This is a genomic window from Zhongshania marina (assembly GCF_002915595.1).
Classification (GTDB): domain Bacteria; phylum Pseudomonadota; class Gammaproteobacteria; order Pseudomonadales; family Spongiibacteraceae; genus Spongiibacter; species Spongiibacter marinus_B.
This window is the reverse complement of sequence record NZ_PQGG01000024.1, coordinates 71,151-87,098: the sequence shown is the minus strand read 5'-3', so window position 1 is coordinate 87,098 and position 15,948 is coordinate 71,151. Positions and strand designations below refer to the sequence as shown.

Here is a 15,948-nt window from a genome sequence, read left to right as displayed (position 1 = left end):
ATGACCCTTAGCCCAAATACGCTGTTCTTTATTGGCATTGGCTATTTATTACTACTATTTGCCATAGCCTACGCCACCGAACGCCAGCTGCTGCCGTCACGCTTAGTCAACCATCCCAGCATTTATGTCTTGTCGCTGGGTGTGTATGCCAGCGGTTTCGCCATTTACGGAGCGGTCGGCTTTGCCGAGCGCTATGGTTATAGCTTCCTCAATTACTATATTGGCCTGTCCGCCGCGCTGATTTTGCTACCCATTTTGCTCGCACCGCTGCATCAAATATGCAAAAGCTATCGCCTAAATTCCCTTGCGGATTTATTGAGTTTTCGCTTTAGAAGCTCATGGGCAGGTTCGCTGGCTACCTTCTTCTTGGCTCTATCCGTTTGGCCTCTACTCGCCATACAGATAAAAATTGTGTCTGAATCTTCCCTGATTTTAAGTGCCGGCGGAGCTATTGGCGGCGACAGCAGCATTTTTAAAAACCTAACCGCACTGCTTTTTTGCGTGGTCATCACTGTCTTCACCATTTTATTCGGCTCACGGAACCTCGCCTCTAAAGACAGCCATCGGGGACTCGTTGTCGCCCTCGCGTTTGAATCCGTCGTTAAAATGCTCGCTATAGTTTTAGTTGGCATCGTCGCCGTTTACTCGGTATTCGACGGTTTCGACGGCCTTCAACTCTGGCTAGACAATCACCCAGACGTCATTCAAGAGTTAAGCGCTCCGCAATCAGGCGACACCAATCGCCTGATGCTTATTATGTTTTTTGCCGCCGCAGTCTGCATGCCCCACGTTTTTCACATGTTATTTGCCGAAAACCCCAGCAGAAAAAACTTGACCACCGCAAGCTGGGGCCTGCCGCTCTTTTTATTGGTAATGAGCCTACCGGTACTCCCCATACTCTGGGCCGGACAAGCATCAGAGCTAAGCTTAGCAAGCGATTATTTCGCACTTGGCCTAGCACTAAATACCGACAATTTATGGCTAACCACGCTGATTTATCTAGGCGGGCTATCTGCAGCGAGCGGCGCAATTATTGTCACCACCCTCGCACTGGCCTCAATGAGTTTGAACCACCTCGTTCTCCCCATATTGCGCCCCAAAGGTCGAAATGTTGATATCTATCGCTGGCTGCTAATGACCCGCCAACTGCTGATCTGCGCGATCATTTTAATCGGCTATATTTTTTATGAATTAATTGACGAAACCCAGTCCCTTACTAACCTGACTATGGCGTCGGCCTGCGGCTGCTTGCAATTCTTACCTGGCGTACTTGCCGTACTCTATTGGCCTCGCGCCAATCGCAATGGATTCATAAGCGGCCTAAGCGCCGGCTTTGCGGTGTGGACTCTAGGCCTACTAGCGCCCATGTTCGTCGACTACCACCCCGCCTTTATGGAAAACCTCTACATCAACGAGGTGGACGAAGATCTTTTTTGGGTCGTGGTCGCCAGCCTCTCGCTGGGTATTAACAGCGCATTTTTTATTGTGGTGTCTATCTTTAGCGACACCTCGGCAGAAGAGCGCAGCGCTGCAGAAGCCTGCACACTCGATGACTTAAACCGCCCCAGCAGACATACGCTAAACCTGCAAACGGCAGGAGAAATGAAACAGCGCCTGCAGGAAGCGCTAGGGGATCACGCCGCCGAGCAAGAATTTAGTCGCGCGCTAGAAGAGCTGCAACTGAATGAATTAGAAACTCGGCCCTATGCACTCCGGCGTATTCGCGATCGAATCGAAATCAATCTGTCCTCGCTAGTCGGGCCATCAAGCGCTCGCCGTGTCATTGACCGCACACTGCCCTACACCGACAGCGTGCTAGGTAGCAGCGAAGACATAACCTATATAGAAGAACGCCTAGAGCGCTACCAGACCAACCTCACCGGCCTCGCCGCTGACCTCGACAGCCTGCGCCGCTATCATCGCCAAACTTTGGAAGACCTTCCCATTGGCGTATGCGCTCTGGGTCGCGACCAAGAGATTCTGCTATGGAATATGTCCATGGCGGAGATCACCGCCATTAAATCTGGAACCGTTACCGGATCCCGCTTAACTGGCCTACCCGAACCTTGGGCGAGCTGCCTAATTAACTTTTTAGCCAGCAGCGATCTCCATCGCAGCAAATTTTGCGTCGAAACCGAGAAAGGTCTGCGCTGGCTAAATTTGCACCGCACCGAATCTCAGATGTGGGGGCGTGACGAAGTAATTGTGGTAGTAGAAGACATCACCGACACTCAACTGCTAGAGCACGAACTCACCCACCAAGAGCGACTCGCCTCTATCGGCCGTTTAGCCGCCGGTGTAGCACATGAAATTGGCAATCCCGTTACCGGTATTGCCTGCCTTGCGCAAAACCTGCGCTACGAAACCGAAAACCCCGACACACTTGAAACAGCTTCACAAATCGTTAAGCAAACCCAGCGCATTAGCAGCATTGTTCATAGCTTGGTTAATTTTGCCCACACCGGACGCGAAGCCCGCTCCCTAGTGACCGAAGCGGTCAATGTGCGAAGCTGTGTTTCCGAAGCAGTGCAACTGCTAAGCCTAGATAACGAAGCGCGGCAAATTCATTACAACAATAACTGCCCTATCGACATTATTGTGCAGGGTGACAATCAGCGCCTTATGCAGGTATTTATCAATTTACTATCCAATGCCCGTGACGCCAGTAGCGACAATGCAATGATTACCATTGATGCACTGCGCGAAGATAGCGAAGCGCATATCACGGTCACGGATCAAGGCAGCGGCATCGATCAACATTTACAAGACAGAATTTTTGAGCCGTTTTTCACCACCAAAGACCCAGGAAAAGGCACCGGCCTCGGCTTGGCGCTGGTTTACAACATTATTAACGACTTAGGCGGTGACATTAGTATCGAAAGCCCCGTGCCGGAATTCAGTAGCCACGGCACCCGCATACACATACGGCTAACACTAAGCCACGCCGAGCCGAACTAGAATTATTTTGCTGATCGCGTTATGTTGTTCGGCTACGCGCCAGCTCGGTAGTGGCCGCACGAACCCACGGAGAAAATTATGCCCAGAATCCTAATAGTCGAAGACGAAGATGTCATCCGTCTGGCACTGCGGCGCCTGCTCGAACGCAATGACTATCAGGTAGATGAAGCCGACTCCGTACAAAAGGCTTTAACGAGCTACAACGTCAACGACTACTCACTCATTATTAGCGATCTGCGACTGCCCGGCGCTGCTGGCACCGACCTCATCAGTAAAACCGAAGCACCCGTGCTAATAATGACCAGCTACGCCAGCCTAAAGTCTGCGGTAGACTCCATGAAGAAGGGCGCAATCGACTACATTGCCAAGCCCTTCGATCACGATGAAATGCTGGAAACCGTCGAGCGCATTATTCGCAGCACCACCGTCGAGCGGCAGCCCAACACAGTCGAACCCACTAGCATTCAGCGCAAGCAAATTGCCGATGCCAACGGCATGATCGGCAGCTGCAAGGCCATGCAGCAGTTATATGACCATATTCGCCGCGCCGCCCCCACCGACGCGACGGTGCTGGTTCACGGCGAAACCGGTACGGGTAAAGAATTAGTCGCCCGCGCAATTCACAATCAGAGCACGCGCAGCGGCAAACCCATTATCTGCGTCAACTGTGCGGCAATCCCGGAAACTCTCATTGAATCGGAGCTATTCGGCTATGAGAAAGGGGCATTTACCGGCGCCAACACCAATCGCACCGGTCTTATTGAAGCGGCAGATGGTGGCACTTTATTCCTTGACGAAATTGGCGAGCTACCTTTAGAAGCTCAAGCGCGGCTGTTACGTTTTATTCAGGAAGATGAAATTCGCCGCATCGGCTCGGTAGAATCAATAAAGGTAAACGTCAGACTGATCTGCGCAACCCACCGCGACCTAAAGGAAATGGCCCACTCTGGCCGCTTCCGCGAGGATTTATACTACCGTATAAACGTAATGAAGCTGGAACTGCCACCCCTGCGTGAGCGCGGCAAAGACATTTTAGAGCTAGCCGAAACCCTGCTAAAAAGCCGTTGCGAAAAAATGAAGAAACCGCTGATGCACTTCAGCCCCAAGGCCATTCAAGCAATTACCACCTATATATGGCCAGGCAATATAAGAGAGCTAGAAAACGCCATCGAGCGAGCTGTCATATTATGCGACCGCAAAGAAATCGATAATGAGCTGCTCGACATAGATTTAGAGCTGGTCGATATCAGCCAAATCCGCGGTCGGCGCAACGACACCCCGCCTCGCGCAGCAAACAATACACCTGATCGCAATCGCGACAACCGCAAACCCATTCACGCAGACCCAAGTGAAGACCTGTCGCTAGAAGATTACTTCCAACGCTTTGTACTTGAACACCAAGATTCAATGAGCGAAACCGAGCTCGCGCAAAAGCTTGGCGTTAGCAGAAAGTGCCTCTGGGAGCGTCGTCAACGCTTAGGAATTCCACGCAAGAAGGTTAGCGCACGATCCTAGGTGCAGCGTTACCAAGGACAAGCAATCGTAACAAAGGGCGTTTATTAAGGTAACAATTCACAAATTTGCAAAGCGCAAAACAAATGACAAACAAATCCAAGTCATTGATTAAAAAAGAAATTGCAAAGTTGGCACAGCACATGCTCTATATTGGGAGCGAAGAATAATAAAAAACGAAAATAATAATAAGAAAACAGAGAAAGAATAATAATAATACATAAGCAAAGAGACCTGGGTGGGGAAGACATTGTTTTCCCCTTCTTCGTTTTTGAAGCCCCTAAATTATCCCGTAGACACTTATTCGAACCCACACTCCCAATAAAATTCCATCCGTCGTTTAACAACACTCCAAATACGCCTGTGCTAGAATACTGGCTTCATAAAATTCACCGGCTACCCGCAGACATCAATGACATCTAGCTCCGTTACTGGGCTCTGGAAAAAGTTCTCAAGTAAATTTTCCAAACCCAGCCAATACACGCCAAACTCCGTGACAGTCATTCCGCGAGACGAACACTGTGTTTCTCGCAAAAATATCAGCGACGCCGCAATCAAAGTGATAAGACGGCTCAATGAAGAAGGCTATGACGCCTTTCTCGTTGGCGGCGGGGTCCGAGACCTTTTATTAGGCGGCCACCCCAAAGACTTCGATATTGCCACCAACGCCACCCCCGAGCAGGTTCGCGGCGTATTTCGCAATAGCCGCATCATCGGCCGCCGCTTTCGCATCGTTCACGTCCGCTTTGGCAATGAAATTATTGAAGTCACCACCTTTAGAGGCGGTCACGACGCGCCGAGCACAAGCGCCCAGCGCAATAAGCATTCAGCGCGTACTGAGTCCGGCATGCTAACCCGCGACAATGTCTACGGCTCCATCAATGAAGACGCCGCCCGCCGCGATCTCAGCATAAATGCCCTGTATTACTCCAGCCGAGACTTCTGCGTCTACGACTATGTCGGCGGCATGCGGGATCTAGAGCAAAAACTTATCCGCATTATTGGCGACCCAGAAACCCGCTACCGAGAAGATCCCGTACGCATGCTGCGTGTTGTGCGCTTTGCGGCCAAGCTAGACTTCGATATTGAACAGCACACCGAAGAGCCGCTAAAGCGTTTAGCTCCGCTGCTGACCGATATCTCTGCAGCACGCATGTTTGACGAGGTCATCAAGCTGCTAATGTCTGGGCAAGGCATTCAAACCTACGCCTTATTGCAGCGCTATGGACTATTCAGCCCGCTCTTCCCCGCCACCCAGAAAATGCTCGACCAACACGAGCCCGCAGCGGAAGCCATTATTCAACAGGGCCTCATTAATACCGACGCTCGCATTGCCGAAGGCAAGCCTGTTACACCGGCATTTATTTATGCGGTATTGCTATGGCCAATGGTAAAACGCATCCACAAAGAAATTATCGACAGCGGCGTGCCTGAAATCCCCGCACTTCATCAAGCTGCCGAGCGGGTGCTACACAAACAGCAACAAACTGTGGCTATCCCCAAGCGCTTTTCACAACCCATGCGCGATATATGGGAGCTGCAATGCCGGCTCACGCGTCGCTCGGGAAAACGCGCAGAACAACTCTTAGAGCACCGTTACTTTAGAGCCGGCTTCGACTTCTTATTATTGCGGGAACAAGCTGGCGAACTAAGACCAGAACTAGGACAGTGGTGGCTGGCATTCCAGGAAGCCCACGCCGACACTCGGGGCGCCATGCTCACCCAAGTTCCCAGTGGCGACAAACCTCGCCCCAGACGTCGCCGCAGCCCTCGCAAACCACGATGATTCGCAGCTATATCGCGCTGGGCAGCAACTTAAACCAGCCGAGACAACAAGTCAGCACGGCAATTAGCACCCTTGCCACGCTGGCAAACTGCCAACTCATTGCTCAGTCACGCCTTTACGGCTCCGTGGCTATTGGGCCTGGGGAGCAAGACAACTACGTCAACGCCGTCATTGCCCTCGACACAAGCCTAAGCCCTGCAAGCTTATTGCTTGCCCTGCAATCTATCGAAGCGGAGCACCAGCGCCAGCGCAATGTCCGCTGGGCCGCCAGAACCCTTGACCTCGACCTCCTGCTGTACGGCACAGAATCCATAAACACACCCGAGCTCACCGTTCCGCACCCCCGCATGTTTGAGCGAGACTTTGTGCTTCGCCCCCTTGCGGATATTGCGCCCGCTGAATTACTTCGCCACTATCTGCACAACAAGCTCGGCAAGGACGGCAAGGACGGCAAGCTTGATTACTCCGATAACGACAACTTATGGGTTTTAGAACCAGATGATAAAGCGATCACTAATTAACGAGCCCATTATCAATAGCGAAAAGCCGCCTTGCTTTATCGCCATAGAAGGCCCAATTGGGGTAGGAAAGAGCACCCTAACTCGCCGATTAGCCGAATCACTGGGTTATCAAACACTGCTGGAAAAAGCCGAAGACAACCCCTTCTTAGAACGTTTTTACGCCAACCAACGCCACGCGGCCCTGTCTGCACAGTTATTTTTCCTATTTCAGCGGGCGCAGCAGCTCAGCGACCTGCGCCAAAGCGATATGTTTAACCAAACCCATATCGCCGACTTTTTGTTTCAAAAAGACCCTTTATTTGCGCAAATCACCCTTGATAGCAACGAGCTAGAGCTATATCAAAAAGTTTACCAACAAGTACAGGTTGATATACCAACGCCAGATCTGGTGATTTATTTACAAGCACCGGTGAAAGTTCTTAAAGAACGCATTCAACATCGTGGCGTACAATTTGAGCAAAGCATACATGGCGACTACCTAGAGCGAGTCAACGCCGCCTACAGCGAGTTCTTTTTGTCATACAACGACTCCCCGCTACTCATTATTAACGCCAGCGACATCGATTTCGCCAATAATGACCAACAATATGAGCAATTGCTGCAATATGTACTGGAAATACGCAGCGGCCGCCATTACTTTAACCCCACTTTTTTCTGAGCACTGCCGAGGCCCACTATGAGTAAGGTCAACATCCTCAAACTGCTGACTAAAAAACAACAGCAAGAAAAATTTGCTGTGGTCACCTGTTACGACGCCAGCTTTGCTAAAGTGGTCGAAAAGGCCGGTATCGATGCGATTCTCGTTGGCGACTCGCTAGGCATGGTATTACAGGGCCGCGACTCCACCCTGCCAGTCACTATAGAAGACATGAGCTATCACACCGCCTGCGTCGCCCGCGGCTGCGATCAACCCTTAATCATTAGCGACATGCCATTTGGCAGCTATAACACCCCCCAGCAATGTGCCGACAACGCCGCCACCCTCATGCGCGCCGGTGCCCATATGGTCAAAATTGAAGGCGGTAGCTGGCTCGCCGACAGCATTACTCTATTAAATCAGGCAGGTATCCCAGTCTGCGGTCATCTCGGCCTAACACCGCAATCTGTCAATGTCTTGGGCGGTTACCGCGTACAGGGCCGGGACGACAGCCAAGCCAAGGCCATTCTTGCTGATGCAGTGGCGCTAGAAGCCGCAGGGGCCGCAATGCTGGTACTCGAATGCGTACCACGCAAGCTCGCGACAGAAATCAGTGCAACCCTAAAAATTCCTGTTATTGGTATTGGTGCTGGCAACGGCACCGACGCGCAAGTACTGGTGTTACATGACCTCCTCGGCATTACCGAGAAGACCGCCCGCTTTGTACGTAACTTTGCGGAGGGCAGTAACGGTGTAGAAGATGCCTTAAAACGCTACAATAGCGCCGTAGTCGATGGTAGTTTCCCCGCAGACGAGCATAGTTTTGACTAAGGGTTTATAATCCCAACCTGTTACCTGGGGGAACATTTTTCAAGGTAACAAAGTCGTGAATTTTTTGTTACCAAAGCATTGAACGGCAATTCCGATTGGGGCATACTTGCCCGCCACTGGCCAAACTGATCAGATTATGAACAGTCTTTTCAGCTTTTATAGGCCGTATAGCCAGTGTATTGGTCGCCAGCCCGCGGTGTGCGCGGACTGACTTCACAGCAAACTACCTTCGCCCTGCGAAGTATGAGATTGGGAAGTTGGGTGGTATGAAAACTTACAGCACAGCCGCATCATTAAGGGCCGCTCTTAGCTCGGGGAAACGCGCCGGTAAAACCGTCGCCTTTGTACCGACTATGGGCAATCTGCATGACGGGCATCTACGTCTTGTTCAGCGCGCCAAACAGCACGCCGACATCGTCGTTGTCAGTATCTTTGTTAACCCGCTGCAGTTTGGCGCCAACGAAGACCTCAGCAGTTACCCACGCACCTTAGCCGCAGACAAAGAAAAATTGTTTGCCGCAGGCGCACAATTTTTATTCCTTCCGCACGTAAACGAAATTTACCCGGAAGGCATGTACAGCCACAGCAAAATAGCTGTACCTGAGCTGTCTGACCGCCACTGCGGTGCGAGTCGTCCGGGGCACTTTACCGGCGTCGCGACCATTGTGGCGAAGCTGTTTAATATTGTGCAGCCAGACACTGCCGTGTTTGGCGAAAAGGATTTTCAGCAACTTAGCGTTATCCGTAAAATGGTGCGCGACCTCTGCATGCCAATCAATATTGTTGGCGTTGCAACGGCTCGCAGCGAAGACGGTTTAGCCCTGAGTTCGCGCAACGGCTATTTAAATGCCGAGCAACGTGAAATTGCACCGGTTTTACATCGTGTATTGCAGGAAACCCGCGAGGCCATCGCCTGCGGCTACGACAGCTATAGCAAGCTAGAGCAGCACGCCAAAATCAGCCTTAACAAGGCTGGCTTGGAGTCTGACTACTTTACTATTTGCGACGCTAGCACCCTGCGTCCGGTAACAGCGGACACCGAAGAAGTGGTCATACTCGCCGCCGCCAAACTTGGCAGCACGCGTTTGATTGACAACGTAACCCTGAATGTTAACCCTAGCGCCGACTGGGGAATGCTGGCTACTAATTAAGCCAGTAAAGACTGAGAGAGAAAGGAATAGCGTTATGCAGTCCGTTATGCTGAAAGCTAAACTTCACAAAGCCCGTGTTACCCACGCAGTGCTGGATTACGAAGGGTCTTGCGCCATTGACGGTAAATTGCTCGATATGTCGAGCATCCGTGAGTTTGAGCAAATTCAAATTTACAACGTCACCAATGGCGAGCGCTTCACCACCTATGCAATTCGTGGCGAAGACAATAGCGGCATCATTTCTATTAACGGCGCCGCTGCACACAAAGCCAATGTTGATGACGTTATTATTATTTGCGCGTATGCAACATATTCTGAGGCCGAGCTAATCAACTTTAAGCCGCGCCTTATTTATATGAATGCTGACAACACTGTTAGTCACGCCAGCAACGCCATCCCCGTTCAAGTCGCTTGATTTCCTGACAGAGGCACGGCCTCTGTCACTCCCCTCCCCAATATTTAGCTGCCCTTCGCCGGCGAATTAGCCCTGCCCTACACCTTCGTATTTCTGCAAATAAAATTAGTCTATTTTAGGGTTCAATCACCGCGACCAAGCCGTTATCCTGCGAGTAATAATTACCACCTTCAAGGTCGTTTGCTGCAAAAGCAACGGCCCGCAATGATAACAATCGCCTTAAAGAGAGAAAGGTCATGAGTAAGATTAACGTCCACCCCGTTCCAGCCAATTTCGCCGCCAGCGCGCACATCAATCGGGCGCAGTACGATGAGATGTACCAGCAGTCACTTAACGACGCCGACAACTTCTGGGCAGCCCAAGCCGATGCATTTTTAAGCTGGGACAAGCGCTGGCACACCGTTAATCAATACGACTTTGTAAAAGGCGAAGCAAGCTGGTTTGACGGCGGTAAACTAAATGTTGCCTACAACTGTATTGATCGTCACTTAGAAACCCGCGGCGAACAGACCGCCATCATTTGGGAAGGCGACAATCCCGACGAATCAAGCCACATCACCTATCAAGAACTTCATACCGCCGTCTGTAAACTCGCAAATGTACTACTCGCCCAAGGCGTCACCAAAGGTGATCGAGTATGCATTTACATGCCAATGATTCCAGAGGCCGCCTACGCCATGTTGGCCTGCGCCCGCATTGGCGCCATTCACTCAGTTGTGTTTGGCGGATTTTCCCCCGAGGCCCTTAAAGACCGCATTCAAAATGCCGAATGCAAAATGCTTATTACCGCCGACGAAGGCCTGCGCAGCGGCAAAAAAATCCCCCTCAAAGCCAATGCTGACCTCGCCCTACGCGACTGCCCCAGTATTGAATCCTGCTTGGTCGTAAAACGCACTGGTGGCGCCATTGACTGGCAAGAAGAGCGCGACTTTTGGTACCACGACGAAGTCGCTAAGGCATCCGCAGACTGCCCAGCCGTCGCGGTAGAAAGCGAAGCCCCACTATTCATTCTTTACACCTCCGGCTCCACCGGCAAGCCCAAAGGCGTACTGCACACCAGCGCCGGCTATCTTCTGCAATCGGCGATGAGTCACAAATACGTTTTCGACTACAAAGACGGTGAAGTATTTTGGTGTACTGCAGATGTCGGCTGGATCACCGGCCATAGCTACATTGTGTATGGCCCGCTAGCCAATGGCGCAACCACATTGCTATTTGAAGGTGTGCCGACCTACCCCGACGCATCCCGCTGCTGGCAGGTGATCGACAAACACAAGGTCAGCATTTTCTACACTGCTCCCACCGCACTACGCGCACTAATGGGTGCTGGCGACGAATTCGTCAACAAAACTGACCGCAGCAGTCTGCGCTTGCTAGGCACCGTCGGAGAACCCATCAACCCAGAAGCGTGGGAATGGTATCACCGCGTCGTCGGTGAAGAACGCTGCCCCATCGTAGACACATGGTGGCAAACCGAAACCGGCGCCCATATGCTCACCCCGCTACCCGGCGCCATTGATATGAAGCCAGGCTCCGCTACTCGCCCCTTCTTTGGTGTGGAACCCGCGCTGCTGGACAATGACGGCAATGAAATCGAAGGCGCCGGCGAAGGCTTATTGGTCATCAAGCGCTCTTGGCCTGGACAAATCCGCAGCGTCTACGGCGACCATCAACGTCTTATTGAAACCTATTTCAGTACCCATCCCGGCTACTATTTTACCGGCGATGGTGCCCGCCGCGACGCCGACGGTGACTACTGGATTACCGGCCGTGTTGATGACGTTTTAAATATCTCGGGCCACCGGATGGGTACTGCAGAAGTCGAAAGCGCCTTAGTGCTGCATGAGGCCGTAGCCGAAGCCGCCGTTGTGGGTTATCCCCACGATATAAAAGGACAGGGAATTTACGCCTACGTCACTCTTATGCATGACGTTGCCGGCAGCGAGCAACTCATCAAAGAACTCACCGCACTGTGTGTGCAAGAGATTGGCCCCATCGCCAAACCAGATTTAATCCAGTGGGCACCGGGACTACCCAAAACCCGCTCAGGTAAAATTATGCGCCGTATTTTACGCAAAATTGCCGCCAATGAACTCGACACACTAGGCGACACCTCAACACTGGCCGATCCAGCGGTGGTTGATAAGCTCGTTGAAAATCGCCTAAATCGCTAACAGTCACCACAACGCAAAACGGGGCGCACAATTATGTACGCCCCGTTTTATTTAATGGCACCAACGAAAAACTAACAAGTATTATCAGCGGCAAAAATAAATAAATATTACGGAAAAATATACAGCGGAATTAGAGCAGATATAACTTTTGTAGCACTATAAAATCACCGAGCGACCACCATCAACCGCAATAATCTGACCGCTAATATAGGGCGCATCCACCACCAAAAACGCCACCGTCTGAGCAATATCACTAGCCTCGCCCTGCCGCCGCAATGGCACTCGCTGGGTCAATTCCTGCTTTTCTTGAATACTGTATTCGGTCTCTTCCGCGGGCCATAAAATAGCGCCTGGCGACACCCCATTCACGCGAACCTCCGGCGCAAGCTCAAGAGCCAGAGACTGAGTCATCATTGCCACCCCCGCTTTCGCCATAGAATAAGCGGGATAGCTTTTTAAAGGTTTACTACCGTATATATCGACAAGATTAACAATGCATCCAGCCGACTTCTTCAGAGCCGGCGCCAAAGCCTGCGACAAAAAGAAGGCACCCTTAAGATTACTGCCAAACAAATCATCCCACTGCGACTCCGTTACCGACGCCATCGGCGTTGGGTAAAAGCTAGACGCGTTATTGACCAATACATCTAAGCGCTGCCACTGCGAAACCGCCTTGGCTGCCAAGGCTTCGACATCAACAAGTGAATTCATATCGGCACTTAAAGTCACGGCAGATTCAGGCCGCAAGGTATTCAAGGCCTCACATAACTCACTCGCCGCCTCCCCAGAAGAACGGTAATGAATCACAATACGATAACCCCGCGCATGCAGTGTTCGGCAAATTTCAGCCCCCAAACGCTGCGCCGCACCCGTGACTAAAGCGACCGGCAACACTGCCCGATCAGACTCGGAAGCCCCGATACCCATTCACGCAAACCCGCCATCAACAGGGCCTATCAAACAATCTATACCCTCTTCTCTTATAGTTGCCTCTATTTCAAATAAAGCATCTTGGTCTGATTCGAAAGCATCTTCCCATACCGTAGAATTATTAAACTCATCAAAAACCTCTAGCAACCACGCTCCGTCGCCATCTTCACAAATTTCAACGCGAAGCTTTTTACCATCTTGCTCAATGGTGCGGCTCAGTGGAGAGAGTTTTAATTCGGCGTTATCAGACATGAGGCGTATCTCATCGTTGTAATGACAGGAAATTATCCTGTGCATTATACGCAAGCAGCCCAGCCCTGCGACAACTCGCGACAAAACCACGCCAAACCTCGACCTGAAGCCCATAAACACGTATAGTACGCGCCCCGCACATCATCCTCTTTTTACTAATTTCACTTCACACTCATTGGGTATAAAACATTGATTTCCGCCGCAAATATCACCATGCAGTTTGGTGCCAAGCCGCTTTTTGAAAACATCTCCGTTAAATTTGGCGGTGGTAATCGCTACGGCCTTATTGGCGCGAACGGCTGCGGCAAGTCCACTTTCATGAAAATTCTAGACGGCAGCCTAAAGCCCAGCTCGGGCAATGTGTCGCTAGACCCCAATGAGCGCATCGGCAAGCTACACCAAGACCAGTTCGCCTTTGAGCAGTACTCGGTTATCGACACTGTCATCATGGGGCACACCGAGCTTTGGGAAGTTAAGCAGGAGCGTGACCGTATTTACTCGCTACCTGAAATGTCAGAAGAAGATGGCATGAAGGTCGCCGACCTAGAAACCCAATTCATGGAAATGGACGGCTACAGCGCGGAAAGTCGCGCTGGCGAAATCTTACTCGGCGCCGGCATTGAGCTCGATCTGCATTTTGGCCCAATGAGCGAAGTGGCGCCCGGCTGGAAGCTCCGCGTACTGCTCGCGCAGGCGCTGTTTTCTGATCCAGATATTTTGCTGCTCGATGAGCCAACCAACAACTTGGACATCAACACCATCCGCTGGCTGGAAGGCGTGTTGAACGAGCGTAAAAGCACGATGGTGATTATTTCTCACGATCGTCACTTCTTAAACGAAGTGTGTACTCACATGGCCGATATCGACTACGGCGAGCTGCGGGTTTACCCCGGCAACTACGACGACTTTATGACCGCCGCCACTGCCGCCCGCGAGCGTATGCAATCTCAAAATGCTAAAAAATCAGCGCAAATTGCTGATCTGCAAGCATTCGTTAGCCGCTTCTCGGCCAACGCCTCTAAGGCCAAGCAAGCGACCTCGCGGGCCAAGCAAATCGACAAAATACAGCTAGACGAGATCAAAGCCTCTAGCCGCCAATCACCTTATATTCGCTTTAAGCAAGACAAGAAGCTGCACCGTCAGGCGCTGACCTTAGAGAACATCGGCCACGGTTTTGACGAAGTGCTGTTCAAAAACGGCAATATGATTTTAGAGGCCGGCACGCGGCTAGCTATATTGGGCGAAAATGGCGCCGGCAAAACCACCTTCCTGCGCTGCTTGGTAAACGATTTAAGCGCCCAAGAAGGCGTTGTTAAATGGGCGGAAAATGCCACCCTCGGATACTGCCCGCAGGACAGCACCAGCGATTTTGACAACGACCTAAACCTTTTTGACTGGATGAGCCAGTGGCGCAAACCAGAACACGACGACCAAATCGTTCGCGCCACCTTAGGTCGCCTGTTATTTTCTTCAGACGACTTTAAAAAACGCGCCAAGGTCTGCTCAGGTGGTGAGAAAAACCGCCTTCTATTTGGCAAACTCATGATGCAAGACACCAACGTCTTAATCATGGACGAACCCACCAACCACTTAGATATGGAAGCCATTGAGGCCCTCAACCTTGCACTGGAACATTACGAAGGCACCTTAATCTTCGCCAGCCATGACCGTGAGTTTGTATCTTCATTAGCGACCCGTATCATCGAAATCAAAGATCAGCAACTCATTGATTTCCAAGGAAACTACGACGAATTCCTATCGCACCAACTGGCGCTCGCCAAGTAAATCATGCACCGCCGAGGGCCCGCATAATCATGTCGGCCCTCCACATCCACTGCGGCAAGCCCCTATTGAGTAAAAAACGTACAAGCCTGACAGTGTAAGGTCATTTGTACTACACAGACTCAGCAATGCCGGTAACAGAAGCCTTAGCAACACCGCCCAAAACACAACTTTTAAAGTTTGTGGCGGACTCCTTGCGCGCCGGCACGATAGAATTACCGAGCCTTCCAGATATTGCTATCGATATCCGCGTCGCGATAAACCAAGCAGATTTAGAAATAAGCGACCTTGCAAAACTCATCCAGCAGGACCCCGGTCTCAGCGCCTATTTACTAAAAATTAGTCACAGCGCACATTACAACCGCGGCAAACCCGCCCGCAATCTTACCGCCGCCATCCAGCGTCTAGGCCTCAACGCTGCCCGCGACTTTAGCGCGAGCTATGCCTTAAAAACCCTATTTCTAATCCAGGATCCAACCGTAAAAAGCTATATGCGGGATATTTGGAAGCGCAGCGTGCACACCGCCGCACTCGCCCATGTTATGGCTAGGCACTGTAAATTTGACCCAGACCGCGCACTGCTGGCAGGGCTACTGCAAGACATTGGCGCGCTGCCATTACTAGCCAATGTAAAGTCATACCCAGAACTTTGCTCCAACCCCGGTGAATTACAAAAATTACTCGCCGAATTTAGCGGCAAGATTAGCGGACTCATACTGCACAACTGGCAGTTCGACGAAGAGCTCGTTCAAGTAGGCCTTAACCGCGAAAACTGGATGAGAGACAAATCTCCGCAAGCTGACCTAGCCGACCTTATTTTAGTCGCTCGCTACCACACCTACCTTGCCGAACGCAGTCACGGCAAACTGCCACAACTATCAAGACTACCGGCGTTTAAAAAACTAGGGTTAGAAGAAATAGGCCCCGAACAAGGCCTGGCATTTTTAACAGAAGCAAAACAAGAGATTGATGAGCTTAGAAGCACCTTACAGTAACGCC

The 15,948-nt window shown here is 51.3% G+C and carries 13 protein-coding genes; 11 read left to right on the top strand and 2 right to left on the bottom strand.

Features of this window, described 5'->3' with window-relative positions; all coding sequences use genetic code 11:
* The 9 genes from C0068_RS10350 to acs all read left to right on the top strand — a co-directional run bounded on the left by C0068_RS10350 (position 1) and on the right by acs (position 11,985).
* On the top strand, positions 1 to 2,958 hold the full coding sequence (locus C0068_RS10350; RefSeq protein WP_103684423.1) for an ATP-binding protein: 2,958 nt from the start codon (positions 1 to 3) through the stop codon (positions 2,956 to 2,958).
* A gap of 78 nt (positions 2,959 to 3,036) precedes the next feature.
* Entirely contained in the window at positions 3,037 to 4,473 is a 1,437-nt protein-coding gene (locus C0068_RS10345; RefSeq protein WP_103684422.1) for a sigma-54-dependent transcriptional regulator, read from the top strand.
* Between the two features lie 409 nt (positions 4,474 to 4,882).
* Complete coding sequence (pcnB, locus tag C0068_RS10340; protein ID WP_103684421.1) at positions 4,883 to 6,256, top strand: polynucleotide adenylyltransferase PcnB; 1,374 nt, start codon at positions 4,883 to 4,885, stop codon at positions 6,254 to 6,256.
* Entirely contained in the window at positions 6,253 to 6,777 is a 525-nt protein-coding gene (gene folK, locus C0068_RS10335) for a 2-amino-4-hydroxy-6-hydroxymethyldihydropteridine diphosphokinase (protein ID WP_103684420.1), read from the top strand. The genes pcnB and folK overlap by 4 nt, the downstream gene beginning before the upstream one ends.
* Positions 6,755 to 7,435 (top strand): deoxynucleoside kinase, encoded by a 681-nt coding sequence (locus tag C0068_RS10330; RefSeq protein ID WP_103684419.1) that lies wholly within the window; start codon positions 6,755 to 6,757, stop codon positions 7,433 to 7,435. Before folK ends, C0068_RS10330 begins: the two co-directional genes overlap by 23 nt.
* Before the next feature lie 18 nt (positions 7,436 to 7,453).
* Entirely contained in the window at positions 7,454 to 8,245 is a 792-nt protein-coding gene (panB, locus tag C0068_RS10325; protein WP_103684418.1) for a 3-methyl-2-oxobutanoate hydroxymethyltransferase, read from the top strand.
* Positions 8,246 to 8,511: 266 nt separating this feature from the next.
* Positions 8,512 to 9,396: a pantoate--beta-alanine ligase gene (panC, locus tag C0068_RS10320; RefSeq protein WP_103684417.1), complete on the top strand. Its 885-nt coding sequence runs from the start codon at positions 8,512 to 8,514 to the stop codon at positions 9,394 to 9,396.
* Between the two features lie 34 nt (positions 9,397 to 9,430).
* Complete coding sequence (gene panD / locus C0068_RS10315) at positions 9,431 to 9,811, top strand: aspartate 1-decarboxylase (protein ID WP_103684416.1); 381 nt, start codon at positions 9,431 to 9,433, stop codon at positions 9,809 to 9,811.
* A 236-nt stretch (positions 9,812 to 10,047) separates the two neighbouring features.
* On the top strand, positions 10,048 to 11,985 hold the full coding sequence (acs, locus tag C0068_RS10310) for an acetate--CoA ligase (protein WP_103684415.1): 1,938 nt from the start codon (positions 10,048 to 10,050) through the stop codon (positions 11,983 to 11,985).
* Positions 11,986 to 12,141: 156 nt separating this feature from the next.
* Here the strand turns inward: acs and C0068_RS10305 are convergent, their stop codons facing one another.
* Together C0068_RS10305 and C0068_RS10300 are read right to left on the bottom strand one after the other, a co-directional pair.
* Positions 12,142 to 12,912: a pteridine reductase gene (locus C0068_RS10305; RefSeq protein ID WP_103684414.1), complete on the bottom strand. Its 771-nt coding sequence runs from the start codon at positions 12,910 to 12,912 to the stop codon at positions 12,142 to 12,144.
* Complete coding sequence (locus tag C0068_RS10300) at positions 12,913 to 13,167, bottom strand: hypothetical protein (protein WP_103684413.1); 255 nt, start codon at positions 13,165 to 13,167, stop codon at positions 12,913 to 12,915. It lies immediately after the preceding gene.
* 189 nt (positions 13,168 to 13,356) lie between these two features.
* On the opposite strand from C0068_RS10300, the gene C0068_RS10295 reads away from it, so the two are divergent.
* Both C0068_RS10295 and C0068_RS10290 read left to right on the top strand, forming a co-directional pair.
* The gene (locus C0068_RS10295; protein ID WP_103684412.1) at positions 13,357 to 14,952 is read left to right on the top strand and encodes an ABC-F family ATPase; all 1,596 of its coding nucleotides are present in this window, start codon (positions 13,357 to 13,359) and stop codon (positions 14,950 to 14,952) included.
* Positions 14,953 to 15,077: 125 nt separating this feature from the next.
* Positions 15,078 to 15,944 carry an HDOD domain-containing protein gene (locus C0068_RS10290; RefSeq protein WP_103684411.1) on the top strand — a complete coding sequence of 289 codons (867 nt, stop codon included), beginning with the start codon at positions 15,078 to 15,080 and terminating at the stop codon, positions 15,942 to 15,944.
* The last annotated feature ends 4 nt before the right edge of the window (positions 15,945 to 15,948 follow it).